The organism is Atlanticothrix silvestris CENA357 (genome assembly GCF_016056295.1).
In the GTDB taxonomy this organism is placed as follows: Bacteria; Cyanobacteriota; Cyanobacteriia; order Cyanobacteriales; family Nostocaceae; genus Atlanticothrix; species Atlanticothrix silvestris.
Map to the genome: position 1 here is coordinate 62938 of NZ_JAECZB010000024.1, position 21114 is coordinate 84051.

The 21114-nt window shown below is 40.9% G+C and carries 14 protein-coding genes; 12 read left to right on the plus strand and 2 right to left on the minus strand.

Annotated elements, in window-relative coordinates; translation table 11 throughout:
- Positions 1-3 precede the first annotated feature (3 nt).
- On the plus strand, positions 4-1470 hold the full coding sequence (locus tag I8751_RS12060) for an ArnT family glycosyltransferase (protein WP_214439398.1): 1467 nt from the start codon (positions 4-6) through the stop codon (positions 1468-1470).
- Positions 1471-1497: 27 nt separating this feature from the next.
- Complete coding sequence (locus I8751_RS12065; protein ID WP_225894107.1) at positions 1498-2757, plus strand: mannosyltransferase family protein; 1260 nt, start codon at positions 1498-1500, stop codon at positions 2755-2757.
- A 32-nt stretch (positions 2758-2789) separates the two neighbouring features.
- Here the strand turns inward: I8751_RS12065 and I8751_RS12070 are convergent, their stop codons facing one another.
- The gene (locus I8751_RS12070) at positions 2790-4340 is read right to left on the minus strand and encodes an ArnT family glycosyltransferase (protein ID WP_214439399.1); all 1551 of its coding nucleotides are present in this window, start codon (positions 4338-4340) and stop codon (positions 2790-2792) included.
- 20 nt (positions 4341-4360) lie between these two features.
- On the opposite strand from I8751_RS12070, the gene I8751_RS12075 reads away from it, so the two are divergent.
- The 4 genes from I8751_RS12075 to I8751_RS12090 all read left to right on the plus strand — a co-directional run bounded on the left by I8751_RS12075 (position 4361) and on the right by I8751_RS12090 (position 8430).
- Positions 4361-5323 (plus strand): glycosyltransferase family 2 protein, encoded by a 963-nt coding sequence (locus I8751_RS12075; protein WP_214439400.1) that lies wholly within the window; start codon positions 4361-4363, stop codon positions 5321-5323.
- A 74-nt stretch (positions 5324-5397) separates the two neighbouring features.
- The gene (locus I8751_RS12080; protein WP_214439401.1) at positions 5398-5766 is read left to right on the plus strand and encodes an EamA family transporter; all 369 of its coding nucleotides are present in this window, start codon (positions 5398-5400) and stop codon (positions 5764-5766) included.
- Positions 5767-6512: 746 nt separating this feature from the next.
- Entirely contained in the window at positions 6513-7421 is a 909-nt protein-coding gene (locus I8751_RS12085) for a polysaccharide deacetylase family protein (RefSeq protein WP_214439402.1), read from the plus strand.
- A gap of 136 nt (positions 7422-7557) precedes the next feature.
- Positions 7558-8430 (plus strand): nucleotidyltransferase domain-containing protein, encoded by an 873-nt coding sequence (locus tag I8751_RS12090; RefSeq protein ID WP_214439403.1) that lies wholly within the window; start codon positions 7558-7560, stop codon positions 8428-8430.
- 254 nt (positions 8431-8684) lie between these two features.
- Here I8751_RS12090 and gltB read toward each other — a convergent pair whose 3' ends face one another.
- Positions 8685-13343 carry a glutamate synthase large subunit gene (gene gltB, locus I8751_RS12095; protein ID WP_214439404.1) on the minus strand — a complete coding sequence of 1553 codons (4659 nt, stop codon included), beginning with the start codon at positions 13341-13343 and terminating at the stop codon, positions 8685-8687.
- A 777-nt stretch (positions 13344-14120) separates the two neighbouring features.
- Here gltB and I8751_RS12100 point away from each other — a divergent pair.
- The 6 genes from I8751_RS12100 (at position 14121) to fusA (ending at position 21095) form a co-directional block, all read left to right on the plus strand.
- Positions 14121-16169, plus strand: coding sequence for a phosphodiester glycosidase family protein (locus I8751_RS12100; RefSeq protein ID WP_214439405.1), 2049 nt, complete (start codon positions 14121-14123; stop codon positions 16167-16169).
- Between the two features lie 281 nt (positions 16170-16450).
- Positions 16451-16870, plus strand: a complete 420-nt coding sequence (locus tag I8751_RS12105) for a cupin domain-containing protein (protein ID WP_214439432.1) — start codon at positions 16451-16453, stop codon at positions 16868-16870.
- A gap of 371 nt (positions 16871-17241) precedes the next feature.
- Positions 17242-17595, plus strand: a complete 354-nt coding sequence (locus tag I8751_RS12110; protein WP_214439406.1) for a HesB/IscA family protein — start codon at positions 17242-17244, stop codon at positions 17593-17595.
- A gap of 95 nt (positions 17596-17690) precedes the next feature.
- On the plus strand, positions 17691-18074 hold the full coding sequence (gene rpsL / locus I8751_RS12115) for a 30S ribosomal protein S12 (RefSeq protein ID WP_086687982.1): 384 nt from the start codon (positions 17691-17693) through the stop codon (positions 18072-18074).
- Between the two features lie 331 nt (positions 18075-18405).
- Positions 18406-18876: a 30S ribosomal protein S7 gene (gene rpsG, locus I8751_RS12120; RefSeq protein WP_214439407.1), complete on the plus strand. Its 471-nt coding sequence runs from the start codon at positions 18406-18408 to the stop codon at positions 18874-18876.
- 140 nt (positions 18877-19016) lie between these two features.
- Positions 19017-21095: an elongation factor G gene (fusA, locus tag I8751_RS12125; protein WP_214439408.1), complete on the plus strand. Its 2079-nt coding sequence runs from the start codon at positions 19017-19019 to the stop codon at positions 21093-21095.
- Positions 21096-21114 lie beyond the last annotated feature (19 nt).

Sequence of the window (21114 nt, forward strand, 5' to 3'; positions counted from 1 at the left end):
TTTATGCGGACAAGTAGATTAAAAAGTATTCTATTTCCCTTACTAACCATATTTATTTATGTTGGCTTTGTAGTTGCCATTAGATTTAAGCCAATTACCCAAAGCTTTGAATTAGACTATGATGAAGGACTGAACTTGATTAAAGCCCTTCTCTATTCTCAAGGGTTTTCTCTTTACACTCAAATTTGGAACGATCAACCACCAGCTTTTACTTTTATTTTATCGCACTATTTCAGTTTATTTGGGCAATCTATCTTAGCCGCACGCTTATTAACATTAATATTTTCAGCAATACTAATATACTGCTTTTACCAAATTGTTCGCCAAAACCTTGGAACTATACCAGCTTTTATTGCTACATTGCTACTCTTCACTTCTTGGCTATTCATTAGGCTAAGTTTTTCGGTAATGATTGGTATTCCAGCACTATCATTAGCAATGTTGTCTCTTTATATTTTAACTTTATATAAACAAAAACCCCGTAATATTTTTATAATTTTATCTGGGATATTTTTAGCATTATCTATCCAAACAAAACTATTTACTGTTTTTTTAATTCCTTTAATAGCTTTTAACTTGAGTGATTTTCTGATCCGTTCCCAGTCAATAAAAAAGCAACACCAGCACCTACTTTATCCTTTGACCTTGTGGCTAGGTACTCTGAGTATAATTTACCTATTAATTGGCTGGAAATTTCAACAGTTTTTTTATCATGAACAGACTTTTGAATCACATTTCAATCAGCCTATAGAAGCAGAACTAATAAACTTTAACAATTTTGCCTATTTAGGTGAAATGATTAAACAAGATTATGATTATATTTTTTTAGCATTCATCGGTATATTAGCGATTATTATCAAAAAACAACGAGATGGTATTTTCCCTTTAACTTGGTTAGGAACGGCCATACTAATTTTATTGAATCATAAACCTCTTTGGTATCACCATTATCCCTTATTAGCTATTCCTATATGTTGGTTAGCAGCTTATGCAGTAGCTTGGGTGCTTGATTCTTTTGCTCAAGGATGGCGATATAATTTAAAGCCGTCAAACAAAAATAAGTCTATCTTTTTTTCTGTAGTAGGTGTGATTCTAATTTTTTTAATAATCGTAACTCCTCCAAATCCCAAAGGAAGTCCACCTAAAAATTTGCAATTGATGCAGTTGGTATTAGAAAATAAAAGTTCTACCCGTTGGTTATTTACAGATCGTCCCATTTATGGATTTTATGCTAATTTATCTATACCTCCAGAAATGGCAATAATGTCATATAAAAGACTTAATTCAGGGGATTTAACTTTTAAACAATTACTGACTATTTTACAAAAATATCAACCAGAACAAATCGTCCTTGCTAGATGGCTAAGTCAAATTAAAAGCGATAATAACATCATGGCTTATATTAATGAGAACTATACTAAAACTTATACAGATAAAACAGGCACAGCAGAACATTATCTAATAAAATAAGTACTTAAATTTATGTGAGATTTTTAGATGAATTTAAATAAAAATATCATTAATAACGGATTATTATTTGCATTCACGATGTGGTTATGTAGCCGTATCGTCGTTATCATTACTATGTTACTAATTGCTCCTTTATTTCCAGTGCCGTCTGATGCGTCCGCTGTCACAGTCAGCTGGGATGTTTTTTCAGCATGGGACAGTGAATGGTATCGCAAAATAGTGACTTATGGATATGAATATATTAATGATGGTAAACAGCATTCTATTGCTTTTTTTCCGCTTTTTCCTTTGTTAATTCGGGCAATTATGAGTTTCGGCTTGTCATTTGAAGTGGCAGGTACACTATTAAATAACTTGTCATTTTTAGCAGCATTAATAGTGTTGTATTTTTGGGTAGAGGAACGCAATGGTAAAAATTCAGCACGTTGGACTACAGCGGTTTTGGCTTGGTGTCCTTATTCAATTTATGGCACTGTAATTTACACCGAAGGGCTATTTCTATTGTGCAGTACAGCAGCCTTACGAGCCTTCGATAAACAGCAATATACCTGGGTAGCTTTCTGGGGAGCATTATCTACTGCGACGCGATCGCCTGGGATGGCACTCATACCTGCTTTTTTATTCGCATCTTGGAAACAGCGTCGAGGAGTCAAAGCCTATATTGCTAGTTTAGCTGTTGGCTTGGGTGTGTTTTTATACAGCCTATATTGTCAAATTCAATTTGGTGATGCTTTAGCTTTTGTCCATGTACAAAAAGGGTGGCGGACTTCAGCAGGGTTTGCTTGGCAAGGTTGGTTAATGATGCTTAGAGAAATTACTTTAGGAAATGCCTATTGGCAATTTACTGGTATACAAGATCTTTGGCATCCGCTGCTGTTTATTATGATTATCGTCACTGGCTTTTTGCTATGGCACTTTCGTCAACGGCTTGGTTATACAAATGTGCGCTATGGATTTTATTTATTATGGTTGCTAATTTGGTTTTTGGCAGAGTATGAATTAGTAAAATTTGTACTGATTTTTGGTGGTTTATTATTGTTATGGTTTTCGCGGGCAAAAATTCCTCTGACTGCCGTTGTTTATGGCTTTTTTTCCTACGCTTTAATTCTCAATACTGGCCTCACAGCTTCGGTTGAACGCTACGCTTATGGTATTGTGTCGCTATCATTTGCTTTTGGCCTGTTGCTGGCTCGTTATCCGCGTTGGGGATATGCAGTGATGATATTTTTTGCCATCTTATTAGCAAATTTATCTGTGCAGTTTTCCCAAAAGCAGTGGATAGCTTAAATCAAGGAATAGTAAATAGTAACTGATAACTGTTAACTGATTTTTGGCGCAATCAAAATAAAGTTTTCAGCCTCACTCAAAGCTTTAGTTTCAGGTAAATTTATTTGTTTTAAAGTTGCATTATCTAATAGCAAATAAGATTGATTTGCCCACATTTTTTGTAAAACTGGAATAGTTACCGGAACAACTTTACAATCACAGTAAAAGTCTAAACTAGGACGACCATAAGCAAAAGAAGTGTAAATTGTAGTTCCCGGTGCGACGTTTGCGCGAATTAATGCAGCAACTGGCTTCACGGCAAAAGTTTCATTTAATTCCCAAATCCACAATTGTGAACTCATCAACAGTACTAAAACTAAGTACATTCCAGAAAATAGAACTGGAATAAAACGGCGATCGCGCTGTTGAATCAGCCATGCTACGATGCCCATGCTAATTACCAAAACTATGCTCATGGCAATTAAAACAGGCTGATAATCTGCAATCGTAAAGTAAACGCAACCTCCTAAACCTGCGATCGCTATTACACCAAATAAGATTGTCCAAATTCGTGCTTTAAAACGCTGGTGTTGCGAAATTTCACTGAGTTTAGCACCAACTGCCAGAGCTAAAAATGGATAGACAGGCATGATATACCACGGAAGTTTTGTTTCCATCAAAGAAATACTTCCTAAGTAAACAACTGTGCCAATCAAAATTAGACGACCCCAGGAAGTATGGTATTTTTTCCCAGCAAAATACAATCCTCCAGGCAAAAATATCAACCAGGGAAAACCATATTTAAGTAACTCAATTAAATAGTACCAGGGAGGCCCGCTATGACCTTCCACAGGTTGCACAAGACGCTCAAAGGTCTGTGCTTGAAAATTAACCTGTAAAAAATTCCCACCATAATGTTGCCATTGAGCAACATACCAAGCGATCGCAGGCGCAGTTCCTAAAAATATTCCTACCCATAAATAAGGGCTTATTAACAAAGCAAATTGTCTATCTGCAAGCAGAAATAAACAAGCGATGCCTCCCAGCAACAAAACTATCATTCCCTTAGTCAGAGTAATTAGCCCTAAGCAAATTCCCACACCTAAAGCATACAGACGATTTTGGCTGGCTTTCAAACAGCAAAACAATAACAGTATAAAAAAAGTAATCGACGCGCCATCTAACATCGCCAGCCGTCCGTGGCGCACCACAGGTAACATTGTTAAGTAAACCAAAGCAGCAAACAAAGCTGGTAAACTTTGGTTAAAAATCAAGCGCCCCACCAAGTAAAGCAAAGGCACTCCTAAAGCAGTTAAAACTGCACTAGGTAAGCGTGTAGTCCATTCATTCACGCCTCCTAGGGAATAAGCCCAAGCAATTAGCAAATGGATCAAAGGTGGCTTATTATGATATGGTTCACCTCCCAAGGTAGGGTAAAGCCAACGCAGAGAACCCACTGGGGCACGCCAAATTTCGCGGGCAACCTGTGCGACAGTACCTTCATCCCAGTCTCGTAAGGGGGAATTTCCCAAAAATATCAGCCATAGAATGAGAGATCCCACGAGCAAGGTCAATAGCCATTCTTTTTCTGGGAATGGACGCATATCTAAAAATCAAGATAACTGTGACTAAGCCAATTTATTCTCTAGTAATCCCAATTTATAACGAAGAAGAAAATATTACTGAAATGTATCGTCGTCTGAGTAATGTAATGACACAGCTAGACGGTGATACTGAATTGATTTTAATTGACGATGGTAGCCGCGATCACTCTTTAAACATGATTCGTGAACTTCACCATTGCGATCGTCGGGTGCGTTACCTTAGTTTTGCTCGAAATTTCGGTCATCAAATTGCAGTTACAGCAGGTCTAAACTTTGTCCAAGGCAAATGTGTCATTGTGATGGATGCTGATTTGCAAGATCCCCCAGAGCTAATTTTAAAGATGATTGCAACATGGCAACAGGGCTACCAAGTAGTGTACGCTCAACGCTTATCCCGCAAAAGAGAAAGTTGGCTCAAACGCTTTACCGCCTATGCTTTTTATCGATTTCTTCAGCGTTTGTCTAAAGTAGATATACCCACCGATACCGGGGATTTCTGCTTAATGGATCGACAAGTGGTAGATATTCTCAACGCCATGCCTGAACGTAATCGCTATATACGCGGTTTACGAGCTTGGGTAGGCTTCAATCAAACAGCAGTGCATTTTGAAAGAGATCCTCGTTTTGCTGGAAAAGTTAAATATTCTTTTGGTAAATCTTGGGCATTAGCAATTGACGGCATTATTTCTTTTTCAACAGTGCCTTTAAAACTAGCAACTTATTTAGGAATGCTGTCCGCTGGTATTGCCCTGTTAATGATGATACTAGTGTTGTATTGGCGCTTAGTTGACCCAGTTTCCCCATTAATTGGTTTTACATTGATTACAATTGCTATGTTTTTTTTGGGTTCTGTGCAACTAATTTGTATTGGTATCTTAGGTGAATATATCAGTCGGATCTATGAAGAGGTAAAAGGCCGCCCAATTTATACTTTGAAAGAAACAGGAGGTTTAGTTAGAGTGTCAGAAATGTCATCTAAATAGAAACAGAATTCTTATTAACGAATTATAAGGATTGATTTATCCAAAATAAGCTAAATAATATAGAGGAAATTTTTGTGACTCTGCAAGAGTTTAGTTTACTGCTGATATCAATCTTAATCAGCGTAGCAGGACAGTTTTTTTTGAAAATGGGAGCAATTAAATTAGGTAAAGTTCATGTAGGAAATGCTGTGAACCATATTCTTAGCATCATAACAACACCTGAACTGTTAATCGGCTTAACTTGCTACGCTATAGGTGCTGTGGTTTATATCCTACTTCTAACTAGAGTTAATCTCAGTGTTGCTGCACCATCTGTGTCAATAAGTTATATCTTCTCTGTATTGCTAGGTTACTTGATATTCAAGGAATCTATTCCTCACATACGTCTAGTGGGATTGACCTTGATTGTATTAGGGGTAATCTTAGTAGTCTGGCGAAAATAAAATTTAAGCAAAGCTCGATGATCATGAGCCTACAAATTGCGATCGCGTAGTCTTACTTGTAGTATATTTTGAATTTTTTAAGTATTAAACACTACTTTTTTTGTCGACAATTATCAGCAAACCTGATTAGGATTTCTAAGTTGTATTACAACAATTAAATTCCGTAGTTATACTGTAACTATTTATTTAAATTTCTAATATTAATTAAGTAATAGTCCCTTTTGATTGGGCAATAACAGCAACAGGCAAAAAACACTAGTATTTTAAATTAGCTTATAGGTACTTAATAGCTGAGCTATCAGCTTCGATTTTGAAGCAGAGCAGCCGATAAGATAGTTTTAAATGAAGAAATCACTAAAAAGTATATAAATTAACTACAAAAAGCTCATTGGCAATGGGAAACTATGTTTATATGATTGCCGTCTATTTGCTTTGTATGTAGAACGCAGACGACAGAATTTGGAAAGACAAAAACTTAACTTTTTCTTAAAAAGGAAGCAATGGTACTAAGCAGTAGAATGTAACTTATAAACTATGAAACTGATAGTTTGACTATCCCAAGCTAAATATCATAATTTGAAATTAAAGCTTTATAAGCTATAACCTAAATTTCTTAATTTCTGTGAATCTATATTCTAAAATTCAGGATTCACCGAAAAAATTTGGGTATCTAAATATTTAGAAAAACTTACTATAAATTCTGTCAGAACCATAAGTAGTGGTTTGACCCTTGAAGGAGCTATGAAGTGGAAAACAATAAATCGTTTCTTTGGCCACAAGGAATATTAATTGCGTTACTAGGTTTAAGTGCGAGTTTGAGTATTGGCTTGATGATGCTGATCAAGCCAAATGCCTCTGAGGCTCAAAGTGGACAAAATATAAATGTAAGCAATACGACTGCGAGAGTAGGAACTCAGAAGCGTATTGAGGGTTTAAAGGCAGCAATGCTCACAAGTTGGCAGCAAGAAGCCCAAATAAAAGGTCTTTCCTATGCTGTAGCACCACGCTTTCAAGGAGTAACTATTCAGTCAGCAAAACTTACTCAAGGTCAGAAAGTAATAGCTTTGACCTTTGATGACGGCCCTTGGCCTGAGAGTACAGCGCAAGTGCTGAATATTCTTAAAGAAAATAATATTAAAAGTACGTTCTTTGTCGTAGGGCAGAACGTCAAGAACTATCCAGATTTAGTAAAACGAGTGGTAGCTGAAGGTCACGCTATTGGCAACCATACTTGGCATCACTGGTATCATTACATGAATCAACAGGCCGCCGCCTATGAAGTTGAGCATACAACAGATTTAATTTATAAAACTACAGGTGTTAAAACCAATTTATTTCGACCACCTGGGGGGATCATGCACAATGGCGTAGCTGCCTACGCTAGAAATAATAAATATGCACTCATTATGTGGTCTTCTGATTCATTAGACTACTCGCGTCTTACTGTACCCAAATTAATCAATAATGTGTTTAGACTGGCTAAACCTGGTGGAATTGTGTTACTGCACGATGGTGGCGGCGATCGCACTAAAACTGTTCAAGCTTTACCAGAAATTATTACTGGCTTTCGCAAGCAAGGCTATAGTTTTGTGACTATCCCAGAACTTTTAGAAATGCAAGATAAAGACCACAAGTTGATTGCCAACAAAAAGTAATTTTTATATTGAGTAATAGTAGTTGCTGTGTAAGATAGTCCAAAGCTTCTTCACCGTAATTTTTTTGTGTTTATTGATTTGCTTGGTGGAAGCTTTCATCTATGGATGTATAACTTTACCGAAGTCACAACAATCCATGACTGATAAAACTCAATACTTGTTGAAATTAGTAAAACGCAATGTCAAAGCGTATATCACCAACCCGAAAACGAAAGCTGTAATGATTACAGGCTCGGTCGCAGAAGGGCTGTGCGATGAATACTCAGATTGCGATGTGATGCTTTATTATGATGAATTGCCTTCTGAAAAAGAGTTGCACCTTGCACGTCAGCAAAATCAGGGTTCAGAGTTGATCGAGGTTTTGGGCGATCGCTCTGAGGGTGCGTTTGGTGAAAGTTTCCTTGTGAACGGGGTTGAATGTCAGTTTACTCATGCGACGATCGCACAATGGGAAAAAGAAATTTCAACCATCTTGGAGGAGTTTGATGTTCAATCTCCGATCATGAAAGCGATGTCAGGAACACTGGTAGGAATCCCGTTGTACGGCGAAACGCTGATTCAGCATTGGAAAGCCAAGGTTGCGAATTATCCGGATGGACTCGCGCAAAAGATGGTCGAGCATTATCTCAAGTTTGTCCCTATTTGGGGAATACAGTCCAAGCTTGCCAAACGGGATACAACACTCTGGTACTACCAAATCCTGGTTGAATCAGCTCAAAATCTTCTCGGTGTGTTGTCTGGATTAAACTGCTTGTATTACTCAACATTTCAATTCAAACGAATGAGCAGATTTATTGAGCAAATGAAGATTGCCCCTGAAAATCTTGCCTCTCGTCTCGAAGGCATGTTTCGCCACGAAGCCTCTGTAGCTGTCGATGAACTTGAAGCATTGGTTCGAGAAACCGTAGAACTTGTGGAGATTCATATACAAAGAGTGGATACTTCCGAAGCAAGACGGAGATTAGGATGGAGACAACAGCCGTGGAAACTTAGCGAATTAGAACGGTGAAGAATTCCAGCTAACAACCATGTTGCAGCGGAGCGTATCGAGTATTTAAAAATAATAAAAGCGTAGAGACGGCGATTTATCGCGTCTGGTGTCTTAACCGAACAGTATTGCGAGTGAATGGGGTTTTAAACCATTAGTGATTAGTCATGAATGCTTTACATGTGATACCAATTAAAAAAAAGAAAGTTACAGATTCAAGCATAGAAAACTAGCTTAAATCTGACTTTCTTAACATCAATTGGTCTGACTAATAACTAAACTGTACTCAGCTGTTCTTTTTTAGAATCTGCTTCTGGACTACTCGCTTCTGACGGCGGCACTAATTGCCAGAATTTAGGTAAGTACCCTTGCCAATTTTGCAGAATCATCTTCGCTTTTGGTGAACCAGTACGTATTGCATGAGTTTCAATTAACTCTTGCAGTTGTTTCTCGCCTGCTTCTGTAATTACCCGCTGAATTTTGACAATTTCTGGATTGACTAACTCCGGAAATGAGTCATCTTCATCTAGGAAATATGCTAGTCCACCAGTCATTCCAGCAGCCACGTTACGTCCTACTTTGCCAAGAACAACAATTACGCCACCAGTCATGTATTCACAACAGTGATCCCCAGCACCTTCGATTACGGCTATGCCTTTGGAGTTCCGTACAGCAAAACGCTCTCCTGCTAAACCGTTGGCAAACAAAACGCCGCCTGTCGCGCCATAGAGGCAGGTATTACCCACTATGACATTTTGTGCAGGATTATAAGTAGCATTGATTGGAGGTTTAATGATAATTTCACCGCCGTGCATTCCTTTGCCTACATAGTCGTTAGCTTCTCCTTCTAGGGTGAGAGTCATACCTGGGAGGTTGAAAGCGCCAAAACTTTGTCCAACACTACCTGTAAATTTGAGATTAATTTGCCCTTCAAAGCCGCTATCACCATACTGAGAAGCGATCGCTCCTGCTAATCTTGCACCAACTGTTCTGTCAGTGTTAACTATTCGTAAGCTTTTAGTGACACTAGATTGATTTTTAATGGCAGCTTGAATCTCCGGATCGGCCAGCAATTGGTCATCTATAACCACACCATTGCTATGGACTTCTTCATGTACCAACCAACCACGGTTTTCTTTAGTATCTGGTAGCTGAAGCAAACAATTGAGGTTCAACGATTGTGTCTTGGTGAGTTTAGCTTCTGGTCGTACTGTCAACAAATCCGCACGCCCAATAATTTCTGATAGGGAACGGTAGCCGAGTCGAGCTAGAAGACTCCGCACCTCTTCCGCTACAAAATAGAAGAAATTGACGACATGTTCTGGTGTGCCGTTAAAACGCTCACGTAGTTCTGCCTTTTGAGTAGCAACACCTACAGGGCAAGTGTTCTTATGGCAAACTCGTGCCATTACACATCCCTCGGCAATCATGGCGATGGAACCGAAGCCAAATTCTTCGCCACCCATCAATGCACCGATAATGACATCCCAGCCGGTTTTGAAGCCGCCATCTACACGCAAAACCACGCGATCGCGCAGGCTATTTTGCATTAAAACGCGATGCACTTCGCTTAAACCAAGTTCCCACGGTGAACCAGCATGTTTAATCGAACTTAATGGTGATGCACCTGTACCGCCATCATGACCAGAAATCTGGATGATATCGGCGTTTGCTTTAGCCACACCAGCTGCGATCGTGCCAATGCCAATTTCTGCAACTAGCTTGACTGACACCTGCGCTTTGGGATTAATTTGGTGCAAATCAAAAATTAGTTGTGCCAGATCTTCAATGGAATAAATATCATGGTGTGGTGGTGGCGAAATCAGTGTAACACCCGGCTTAGAGCGTCTTAACATCGCAATGTATTGGCTTACCTTTGGCCCTGGTAGCTGTCCGCCTTCCCCAGGTTTTGCACCTTGAGCGATTTTGATTTCAATTTGTTTGGCACTGCTCAAATACCCTGGCGTTACTCCAAAGCGTCCCGATGCGACTTGCTTGATAACGCTGGAAGCAGTATCACCATTCCGCAATCCTTTTAAGTGCGGTAGGGTGGGCGAGTGACCAGATTCGTCTACATCATCCAATACTTTATAACGTACTGGATCTTCGCCACCTTCCCCAGAGTTAGATTTACCACCAATGCGGTTCATGGCGATCGCTAAAGTTTCATGAGCTTCCCGCGATAAAGCGCCTAAAGACATGCCGCCAGTGCAGAAACGCTGGACAATTTCAACTACTGACTCTACTTCTTCTACAGGAATTGGTGAGCGATCGCTTTGAAAGTCAAGCAAATCACGCAATGCTGTTATGGGTCTACCTTGCAGGTATTGCTTATAAACTTCGTAGTGATCATAGTTTTTGCTATCCACAGCTTTATGCAACGCCTTCGCCATTTCTGGGCTGTTCATGTGGTATTCACCACCGCGTCGATACTGGACAAAGCCCAGGTTTTCTAACTTCTGGGTTGTCAGTTCGGGAAAGGCCTTGCTGTGGAAGGAAAGTACTTCAACAGCTAATTCACTAATACTCAAACCACCAATGCGGGAAGCTGTACCACGGAATCCCAATTCTAATAAATCCCCACCGATACCAATGGCTTCAAAAATTTGCGCTGCTTGATAGCTGGAGAGTAGAGAAATTCCCATTTTGGAGAGAATTTTCAATAAACCTGACTCTACAGCCTTGCGATAGTTACCTATAGCTTGTTCTACAGAAAAGGCGGCAATTTTACCTCGTTCCATAAACTGTTGCGTTTTGGGATCTAACCACCAATCACGCACAGTATCTAAAGCCATATAAGGACAAACTGCACCAGCCCCGTAGCCAATCAGACAAGCAAAGTGATGGGTACTCCAGCACTGGGCAGTATTGACAATCAGGGATGCTTTCATTCGCAAACCTTCACGGATCAGGTGGTGATGTACAGCACCCACCGCTAACAGAGGAGGAATATAGGTATATTCAGTACTAAGTGCAGAGCTTTGACGACTAGAATCGCTCAAAATCAAAATTTTCGCTCCAGCCCTGACTGATTCTGCTGCTTGTGCTTGCAAAGATTGCACAGCTGCTTTCAATCCTTCTGGGCCGCTGGCAATTTCAAATAAAGTTGATAACTCAGCTGTCGCAAAGCCTGACAATTTAATAGCATCCAATTCTGCCTCTGTCAAAACTGGCGATTCCAGCTTTAATCTGCGGGCATATTCTGGTTTTGGTTCTAATAAGTTACCTCGTTCACCTAGTTCGACTTTCAAGGACATTACTAACTTTTCCCGTAAGGGATCAATTGCTGGATTTGTCACTTGAGCAAAGCGCTGTTTGAAATAGTCATAAAGCAGGTGAGGCTTTTGGGACAGCACAGCTAAAGGAATATCATCCCCCATGCAGAAAGTCGGCTCTTTGCCTTCTATTGCCATTGGATGAATGACCATTTCTACATCTTCTGTGGTGTAGCCAAAGGCAATTTGATGGCGGAGTAAGTTTTGTCTGTCAATAGTCAATTGTCCTTTGCCGTTGCCATTACCATTACCATTAGCTAATGAAGAATGATTAATGATTAATGAATCTAATTCTTGGCGATATTTTTGCAACCATTCCCCATAAGGCTGCTGCTTGGCGATACGCTGCTTAATCTCCCAGTTCTTCAACACTTCATGGCTAACTAAATCCACCGCAATCATTTGCCCTGGGCCAAGTCTGCCTTTTTCCATAATGTTGGCTTCTGGAAAATTTACTACACCTGCTTCTGAAGCGACCACAATGTAATTATCTTTAGTGATCACGTAACGAGCTGGTCTTAAGCCATTACGATCTAGTGATGCGCCAACTTTTTTCCCGTCGCTGAATACTAAAAGTGCTGGGCCATCCCACGCTTCTTGCAAACCGCTGTAATATTCGTAAAAATCGACAATTTCTGGATATTTATCTAAAGATGGCTGATTCTGGTAAGCCTCTGGAACCATAAACATCAAAGCTTCCAAGGGGCTGCGTCCAGAACGCACTAATAATTCCAGCACATTGTCTAAAGTTGCTGAGTCACTATTGTCGATGTGGACTAAAGGCTTGAGTTCGTTGATGCGATCGCCCCATACTGGATGATTGAGACTGGCTTCTCGCGCCATCATCCAATTGATGTTACCCAGTAAGGTGTTAATTTCGCCATTGTGACCCAAAAGCCGCATCGGCTGAGCTAAAGGCCACTTGGGCATGGTATTGGTACTAAAGCGGCGATGATAAACTGCAAATGCACTCTTATAAGCCGGATTTTTTAAATCTTCGTAAAAATCGCCCAATACAGCAGAACGCACCATGCCCTTATAGACGATTGTGCGGCTTGATAAAGAGCAAACATAAAAGTCTTCTGAAATATCTTTTGCAACTGTACTAATGCGGCGACGGGTAATATACAAATGTCGTTCTAGTTCATCGCCACTTTGATCAGCAGCAGCTAAAAAAACTTGTTCTATCTGGGGCTGATTTTCTCTTGCTTGTACTCCTAGTAAATCAGGCTGCACTGGTACTACTCGCCAGCCCAATACAGTCAATTTTTCTTCCACGGCTACTTGCTCTACAGCGATCCTAGCTCTTTGGGCTAATTCTGGATCTTGCGGTAGAAATATCATCCCTACAGCTATATTGCTGGGAGATAAGCTTTGAATTTTTACAGGGGAATGATCTTGTTGGAACAACTCCCAAGGGATAGCTGTCAAGATACCTGCACCATCACCAGAATCTTGGTCTGCACTACAACCACCCCGGTGTTCCAAGCAAGTCAAAGCATTTAAAGCTTTGATCATAACTTCGTGACTTTCATAATTTTGGCGATGAGCAATGAAACCCACACCACAGGCATCTCGTTCATCAACTAACCATCTTTGTCCCTGGTAGGTATCCGAAAATGTCATTGTTTGTAATTGATTCATCGGTTGATCATTCATAGCCCATCCCTGAAATAAAGTTGAGTCACAAATTTTGCCACTACTTGTGATGAAAATTCCTAAATTCCGTACTCGAAAAATACATAAAGTTAGCGAAATTTAGGGAAAAAAAATTTTAACTTCGGTTTTCTTTTTGGTTCACCCGTGTTAAAATAGCTGCGTTATTTTTTTATGTGTTTATGCTGTGTGAGACAAACTACTTTTGCCCTGTTAGTCTTTTATTTATATCGTGAAGCTAGGTATTTTCTCAATTCTCTATATTCCCAGATGAAAGCTATTTTTGAGGTAGAGCATGTTTGATCTTACCTATAACAGAACTCAAACTAAACGCTTTACTATTTTGTAAACCTACAATCATCCTGATTCATCAACAAAATCAGCGTATTACACTAGATGGCCATTTGACAATTCCTAAATATTTTTCTTGTCTATATTTTTGCTATTTATTTGTTGCCATCGGTGTTATTACAAACCAAACCTCACTTAAGTACCAAAAGTAGCAACTATTTGGTGAGGAATAAACAGCTTGATCAAGGTATTATCGCCAAGACTAATATGCATAGTCTGGTAGAAATCTAGTGCTAGTTAAAGCAGTTACTTAAAGTAGTTTTTATGACCAAGTGCTTGGCTGATCTGCATGAGAGATAACAAGCCAATGTATATAATATCATATTTATTCAAAAGTTAAATCATGATTTTTTAAGATTTTCCCATAATGTTAGTTAACCTATTTTTTGGGCGATCGCTTTCAACAGTACCTAGTAAATTAGGGTAAAAATGCCGAATTACTGCTGCCAACAAGACCACAGTGCTTTTGCAAATCCAGATGATGTCTTCTCTGCGAGACACTGCGCTAACAACAAGCTGCCGATGGGGCGTTTAAGCGGCTTATTTTGGGCTATTGTGCCGCCAATAATTGCAACAGTTTTGTGTTTATCTACTACTACCCATACTACAAGCGCCCAGCAGCCTCAGACAGATGCTAAACCAACTCCAGCCAAGACTTCACAATCTTTAGCTGGAAACCAAATTTCTCTCAATGGTCGTACCTTACCAGGGGCTTGGTTACAGCGACCTGGAACAGCAGGTCAGGTAAAAACTCATATTAGTGATGGGGTACTTAAGCAATTAATTGGGGTAGATTTATTAAGTAGCAATAATCCAGCTAGGCAACCAATAGATTGGTTTTCATCAACTAAGCGACCAGTTTTAGCTGCTCAGTTGTTAGAGGGATATCGCTATTTAGATATTACTAATTTTGCTCAAGCAGCAGGTTGGCAAATGCAAGCCAATGGCAATATTTTGATGATTGCCATCCCCAAAGCACAAATAAAAAACATTCTTCAAAGCCAGCCACCTTCAGACAAAACTGTTGCAACTTTGCAGAGCGATCGCATCGTTGTAGATTTAGACCGTCCAACTCCTTGGCAAGTGTCACAAGGTTTGCCAATCAAAAGACCTCAAACTCCAACTTTAGATCCGGATACTCCAACCCCCAAACCCACGGCACCACCGAATAGAAAGTGGACAGTTACCTTAGATGGAATAGCCGATCCCCTCTTGATTCAGCGCTATACTCCCCTGCCACCACCGCCACCATCACTGCCAGATCTGCTCAAACAACTGCCGCCAGCATTACCAGATCCGGAAGCACTAATTCAACAAGTAGAGGTAGTCAAGAATCAAACAATCATTCATTTGAGCGTTCCTTTTGGTTTGTCTCCCCGGATTAGCACTGTAGCTAACCCCAATCGTCTGGTGATTGATATTCGTCCTGATGCCATGTTACCGCGGGATATTACTTGGGCAACAGGATTACGCTGGCGGCAGCAATTTGTCAATTTAGGCGCAGAACGCTTTCCTGTGGTTTGGTTAGAAGTTAATCCTCGCCAAGTTGGAATCACATTAAAACCCATTTGGACAAACTCCGATACTCTTACGGGTACTGCACCTCTAATTCAAACAGCACAACGGTATTTAGCAGCGGCAGCAATTAATGGTGGTTATTTTAACCGCAATAATAAATTACCCTTGGGTGCAATTCGTCGAGATAATCAGTGGTTGTCAGGTCCTATTCTCAACCGGGGAGCGATCGCCTGGAATAATTCTGGACAATTTTACTTAGGCCGTCTCACCTTAGAAGAAACTTTAATTGCTCCTAATAATCTGAAATTGCCAATTTTGTTTCTCAACAGCGGCTATGTACAAAGTGGTATTGCTCGCTATACCCCAGCTTGGGGAGCTACCTACACGCCCTTAACTGACAACGAAACTATTCTTGTAATTCAGAAAAACCAAATTATCCAACAGTTACCAGGGGGCAAAGCTAGTGAGGCTGCCGTTCCTATTCCCCCAGATGGTTATATCTTAACTTTACGTGGAAATGCTGCTAATACTGCATCACAATTACCTATTGGCACTACAGTCAGTCTTTCTAGTGCCACTACTCCTGCTGACTTTAACCGCTATCCCTACATTATGGGAGCCGGGCCACTATTATTACAAAACAATCAAATTGTCCTTGATGCCAAAAGTGAGAAATTTAGCAACGCCTTTATTGCAGAAAAAGCTATTCGTAGCGGTATTTGCACAACTACAACAGGCACATTAATGATTGCTGCGGTGCATAATCGCGCTGGCGGGTCAGGCCCTAGCTTGGCAGAACACGCTCAACTAATGAAGCTTTTAGGCTGTGTAAATGCCCTAAATTTGGATGGTGGTAGTTCTACCAGTCTTTATCTGGGAGGGCAACTACTCGACCGTTCTCCTAATACTGCTGCTCGTGTCCATAATGGAATTGGCATTTTCCTGCAACAAAAGCGATAAAAAAGAGGAAAAGCAGCAGAAGAGCAGAGAAAAATAACAATGCCCCATGCCCAATTCTCAATCATTTTTAAAGTTTAGAATAAGCAGCCATTTTGCTGGATGAAGACTTGATGTAGACGCGATAATTTTAGCAGTAATTCTTTACACTGCAAACTTTGATTTTGCTATGTTTAGCAAGGTGGAATTGAATTGCTGCTTTTCACGGTTGCAAGATTGCGCCAGATTTTTCCATCAATGGTTAAGAGGAATGACGGTTTGTTATGTCTCCAAATGAGGTAACTATGGCTCAATATCAAGAAACCACACAAATTAACACTCTGCCCCTACCCACCGCGATCACTACCAGAGGTGTTGCTGCAACTGAACTACGTCCTTGGGGTTCTTTTACTGTTTTAGAAGAAGGGCGTGGATACAAAATCAAGCGCATCGAAGTTAAGCCAGGACATCGCCTTAGCCTACAAATGCATCACCACCGCAGCGAACACTGGATTGTCGTCTCTGGTACAGCTAGGGTAACTTGTGGCGAGCAAGAAATTCTGTTGGGCAATAATCAATCAACTTATGTACCCCAGTGTACGTCTCATCGTCTAGAAAATCCTGGCGTAATTTCCTTGGTGTTGATTGAAGTGCAAAATGGCGAATACTTAGGCGAAGATGATATTATTCGCTACCAAGACGACTATGCCCGTACTGGAAATTGAACCTGATACAGTAGTTACAGGGCTACTGATTGAGGCTAGAAACTAAATATTTTTGTGCAACCCGTTTGAGCTAATAACTGCATACTAAAATATCCCTGCCTGCTTTCGGTGGGGATATTTAATGCGATGTACTAACTAAACGTGCAACTGTTTACATTATTGCAAAACGCACAAAAGCAGCCTGACTAGCATCATTCTACTCATAATTTCTATTTAGGCATGATAGATTTAAATGACTAGAATCTTTGAGGTAAGCGTTTCTCAGTTATACATTTAGAACAAAAGAACCCTGCTATTTCAAGACTTTTGGCTTTTATAGCCAAATAATCTGTAATATGTAAGATGGGGTTTTCAATTGCCAAACGAATTCCATGATTCATCTAAGTCAAGCAGCTGCAAGTGAAATCGGACGACTAAAGTCCAAGCAGCAATCAAATATCTTGTTTAGATTAGCGGTTAAACCAGGTGGTTGTTCCGGTTGGTTTTACGATATGTCTTTTGATGAAACGATGAAAATTGGTGATCGCGTTTTTGAATTGAATGGCATTAAAGTAGTCGTAGATGCTGAAAGCTTAGATTACATCAGCGGTTTGGATTTGGATTACTCAGAGGATTTGATGGGCGGTGGTTTTCGCTTCCATAATCCCCAGGCGATCGCTACTTGTGGCTGTGGTAATTCCTTTTCCACCACTGAACCAAGCGCTATTGATTCAGGAAAACTTTAAAAATAACATAAAAATTTGACATGTAATTAAAAAAAAAGATATAATCAGGATTTGTTAAAACTTAGACCACTAAGCAGCTTCACGCGCTGTAACTCATGCCAACAATACAGCAACTCATACGTAATGAACGCGAGAAAGCGCGTCAGAAAACCAAGTCCCCAGCTCTGAAGCAATGCCCACAACGTCGGGGCGTTTGTACCAGAGTATATACGACCACACCTAAGAAGCCCAACTCAGCTCTACGTAAAGTAGCAAGAGTTAGGCTTACATCTGGATTTGAAGTCACAGCTTACATTCCAGGAATTGGTCACAACCTGCAAGAGCATTCCGTGGTGATGATTCGTGGGGGTCGGGTTAAGGATTTACCAGGCGTAAGATACCACATTATTCGTGGCACCTTGGATACAGCCGGAGTTAAAGACCGCAAACAAGGACGTTCCAAGTATGGAACTAAGCGCCCGAAAGAAGCTAAAAAGTAAGAAATAGGCGATTAATCGTGATTAATTACGATTAACCGTCTCTCCAGAAGCCAAAGGGATACAAAACTAGCTGCGCTGACTTTTATCAATAAATCCAGCTACGCCCTTGAGTTAGTGAGCAAATATCGCTCATTTGAAGTAGCATTTTAATCCAAAATACTAAGGTTTTAAATGTTGTCACCTTGTGTGCAGTTGGGGGCAGCAAGCTTATAGCTCACCCTAGTTACAACTGTGGAAAAAATTAAGTAAGTCTAGACGTGTGTCGCCGTCTAGAGATCCAGTGTCTGATAGCATATAATTTCGTTGCCCAATCCACATTAAAGGTTGAAGTATGTCTCGTCGTGGTGTTATTCAAAGGCGTCCAGTTCCGCCTGACTCTGTGTACAACAGTCGCCTTGTAAGCATGATAATCCGGCGAATAATGCATCATGGGAAGAAATCCCTAGCCGCACGCATTGTTTATGATGCTTTAAAAACTATTGAAGAACGCACTGGCAGCGCTGCTTTGGAAACCTTTGAAAGAGCAGTGCGAAATGCTACGCCTTTAGTAGAAGTCAAGGCTCGCCGAGTTGGTGGGGCAACCTACCAAGTACCAATGGAAGTACGTTCTGATCGGGGTACTACCCTAGCACTACGTTGGTTAGTGCAGTTTTCTAGGTCTAGACCAGGCCGCACAATGGCCAGTAAATTAGCTAACGAGTTAATGGATGCAGCCAATGAAACGGGGAATGCAATTCGTAAACGGGAAGAAACACACCGGATGGCTGAAGCCAACAAAGCCTTTGCACATTATCGTTACTAAGTGAAAAAGCGATATATCCTAACTTTATAAGCGGTATATCGCGGATTTACAAAAACAAAGACGGTTTTCCGTAAAAGTATAGAATCTTAACAAAGAGTAATATACAAGATATCATGAGGCAAAAACTATAGGAGGCTACTGTGGCACGTACGATCCCGCTAGAGAGAGTACGCAACATCGGTATTGCGGCGCATATAGATGCGGGCAAGACAACGACAACCGAGAGAATATTGTTTTACTCTGGCATAATTCATAAAATTGGCGAAGTTCATGAAGGAACTGCCGTAACCGACTGGATGGAGCAGGAGCGGGAAAGGGGAATTACCATCACTGCTGCTGCTATCAGTACCAGCTGGAAAGATCATCAAATTAACATTATCGATACTCCAGGCCACGTTGATTTCACAATTGAAGTTGAACGTTCCATGCGTGTGTTGGATGGTGTAATCGCAGTATTTTGTTCTGTGGGTGGCGTGCAACCGCAATCAGAGACAGTGTGGCGGCAAGCAGACCGCTACAAAGTGCCTCGAATAGCCTTTATTAACAAAATGGATCGTACAGGCGCGAACTTTTATAGAGTTCACGATCAAATGCGCGATCGCCTACGGGCTAATGCCGTTGCCATTCAACTGCCAATTGGTAGTGAAACTGAGTTCCTAGGAATCGTTGATTTAGTGCGTAAGTGTGCCTATATTTACAACAACGACCAGGGAACTGACATTGAAGAAACAGAAATTCCGGCAGAATTGCAAGAAAAGGCAGCAGAGTACCGCACCAAGCTGATAGAAGCGGTGGCGGAAACTGATGACAATCTAATGGCTAAGTACTTCGAGGGAGAAGAACTTACAGAAGATGAAATCCGTACTGCCCTTCGTAAAGGTACAACAGCGGGAAAGATTGTACCCGTACTTTGCGGCTCAGCATTCAAAAACAAAGGCGTACAGCTGATGTTGGATGCAGTCGTAGATTATCTACCTGCACCAACTGAAGTACCACCAATTCAAGGCACACTGCCAAATGGTGAAATTGTGGAGCGTAGGGCTGATGACAACGAACCTTTGTCAGCTTTGGCATTCAAGATTATGGCTGACCCTTATGGTCGCCTAACCTTCGTTCGTGTCTATTCTGGTGTGCTGAAAAAGGGTAGCTACGTCCTTAACGCTACCAAGAACAAGAAAGAACGGATTTCTCGTCTAGTGATTTTGAAAGCAGATGAACGACTTGATGTCGATGAAATGCGGGCGGGAGATTTAGGGGCAGCATTAGGATTGAAAGACACCTTAACAGGTGACACTATTACTGATGAAGGATCACCAGTAATACTCGAATCTCTATTCATTCCTGAGCCTGTAATCTCAGTGGCGGTTGAACCCAAAACTAAGAATGACATGGACAAGCTGTCCAAAGCTCTGCAATCTCTCTCAGAAGAAGATCCAACATTCCGCGTCCACGTAGATCCCGAAACCAACCAAACGGTGATTGCGGGAATGGGAGAACTGCACCTGGAAATTCTGGTAGACCGGATGCTACGGGAATTCAAAGTGGAAGCGAATGTCGGTGCGCCGCAAGTAGCATACCGCGAAACGATTCGTAAGCATGTCACCAAAATTGAAGGGAAATTCATCCGTCAAAGTGGTGGTAAAGGCCAGTATGGTCACGTTGTTATTAATTTGGAGCCAGGAGAACCTGGTAGCGGTTTTGAATTTGTTTCCAAGATAGTCGGCGGTACAGTACCCAAAGAGTATATTGGTCCTGCCGAACAGGGAATGAAAGAAAGCTGCGAATCCGGCGTTTTAGCTGGTTATCCACTGATTGATGTTAAAGCAACACTGATTGATGGGTCATATCACGATGTAGACTCTTCAGAAATGGCTTTCAAAATCGCTGGCTCAATGGCGATGAAAGAGGCAGTAATGAAAGCTTCACCAGCCCTCTTAGAGCCTATGATGAAAGTTGAGGTCGAAGTTCCCGAAAACTTCCTTGGGGATGTCATGGGCGACCTTAATTCCCGTCGTGGGCAAATTGAAGGCATGGGATCTGATGATGGTCTTGCCAAAGTGACTGCTAAAGTCCCATTGGCAGAAATGTTTGGCTACGCCACTGATATCCGGTCGAAGACCCAAGGTCGAGGCATCTTCTCTATGGAGTTTAGCCACTACGAAGAAGTGCCTCGCAACGTGGCTGAGGCAATCATTGCAAAAAGCAAAGGGAACGCTTAATTAGAAAAGGAAACGAGCA

Bases quoted from the DNA above. Each gene is read 5' to 3' on its own strand.
- I8751_RS12060 (WP_214439398.1), top strand. From the start codon at position 4: ATGCGGACAAGTAGATTAAAAAGTATTCTATTTCCCTTACTAACCATA.
- I8751_RS12065 (WP_225894107.1), top strand. From the start codon at position 1,498: ATGAATTTAAATAAAAATATCATTAATAACGGATTATTATTTGCATTC.
- I8751_RS12070 (WP_214439399.1), bottom strand. From the start codon at position 4,340: ATGCGTCCATTCCCAGAAAAAGAATGGCTATTGACCTTGCTCGTGGGA.
- I8751_RS12090 (WP_214439403.1), top strand. From the start codon at position 7,558: ATGACTGATAAAACTCAATACTTGTTGAAATTAGTAAAACGCAATGTC.
- gltB (WP_214439404.1), bottom strand. From the start codon at position 13,343: ATGAATGATCAACCGATGAATCAATTACAAACAATGACATTTTCGGAT.
- I8751_RS12100 (WP_214439405.1), top strand. From the start codon at position 14,121: ATGCCGAATTACTGCTGCCAACAAGACCACAGTGCTTTTGCAAATCCA.
- I8751_RS12105 (WP_214439432.1), top strand. From the start codon at position 16,451: ATGGCTCAATATCAAGAAACCACACAAATTAACACTCTGCCCCTACCC.
- I8751_RS12110 (WP_214439406.1), top strand. From the start codon at position 17,242: ATGATTCATCTAAGTCAAGCAGCTGCAAGTGAAATCGGACGACTAAAG.
- rpsL (WP_086687982.1), top strand. From the start codon at position 17,691: ATGCCAACAATACAGCAACTCATACGTAATGAACGCGAGAAAGCGCGT.
- rpsG (WP_214439407.1), top strand. From the start codon at position 18,406: ATGTCTCGTCGTGGTGTTATTCAAAGGCGTCCAGTTCCGCCTGACTCT.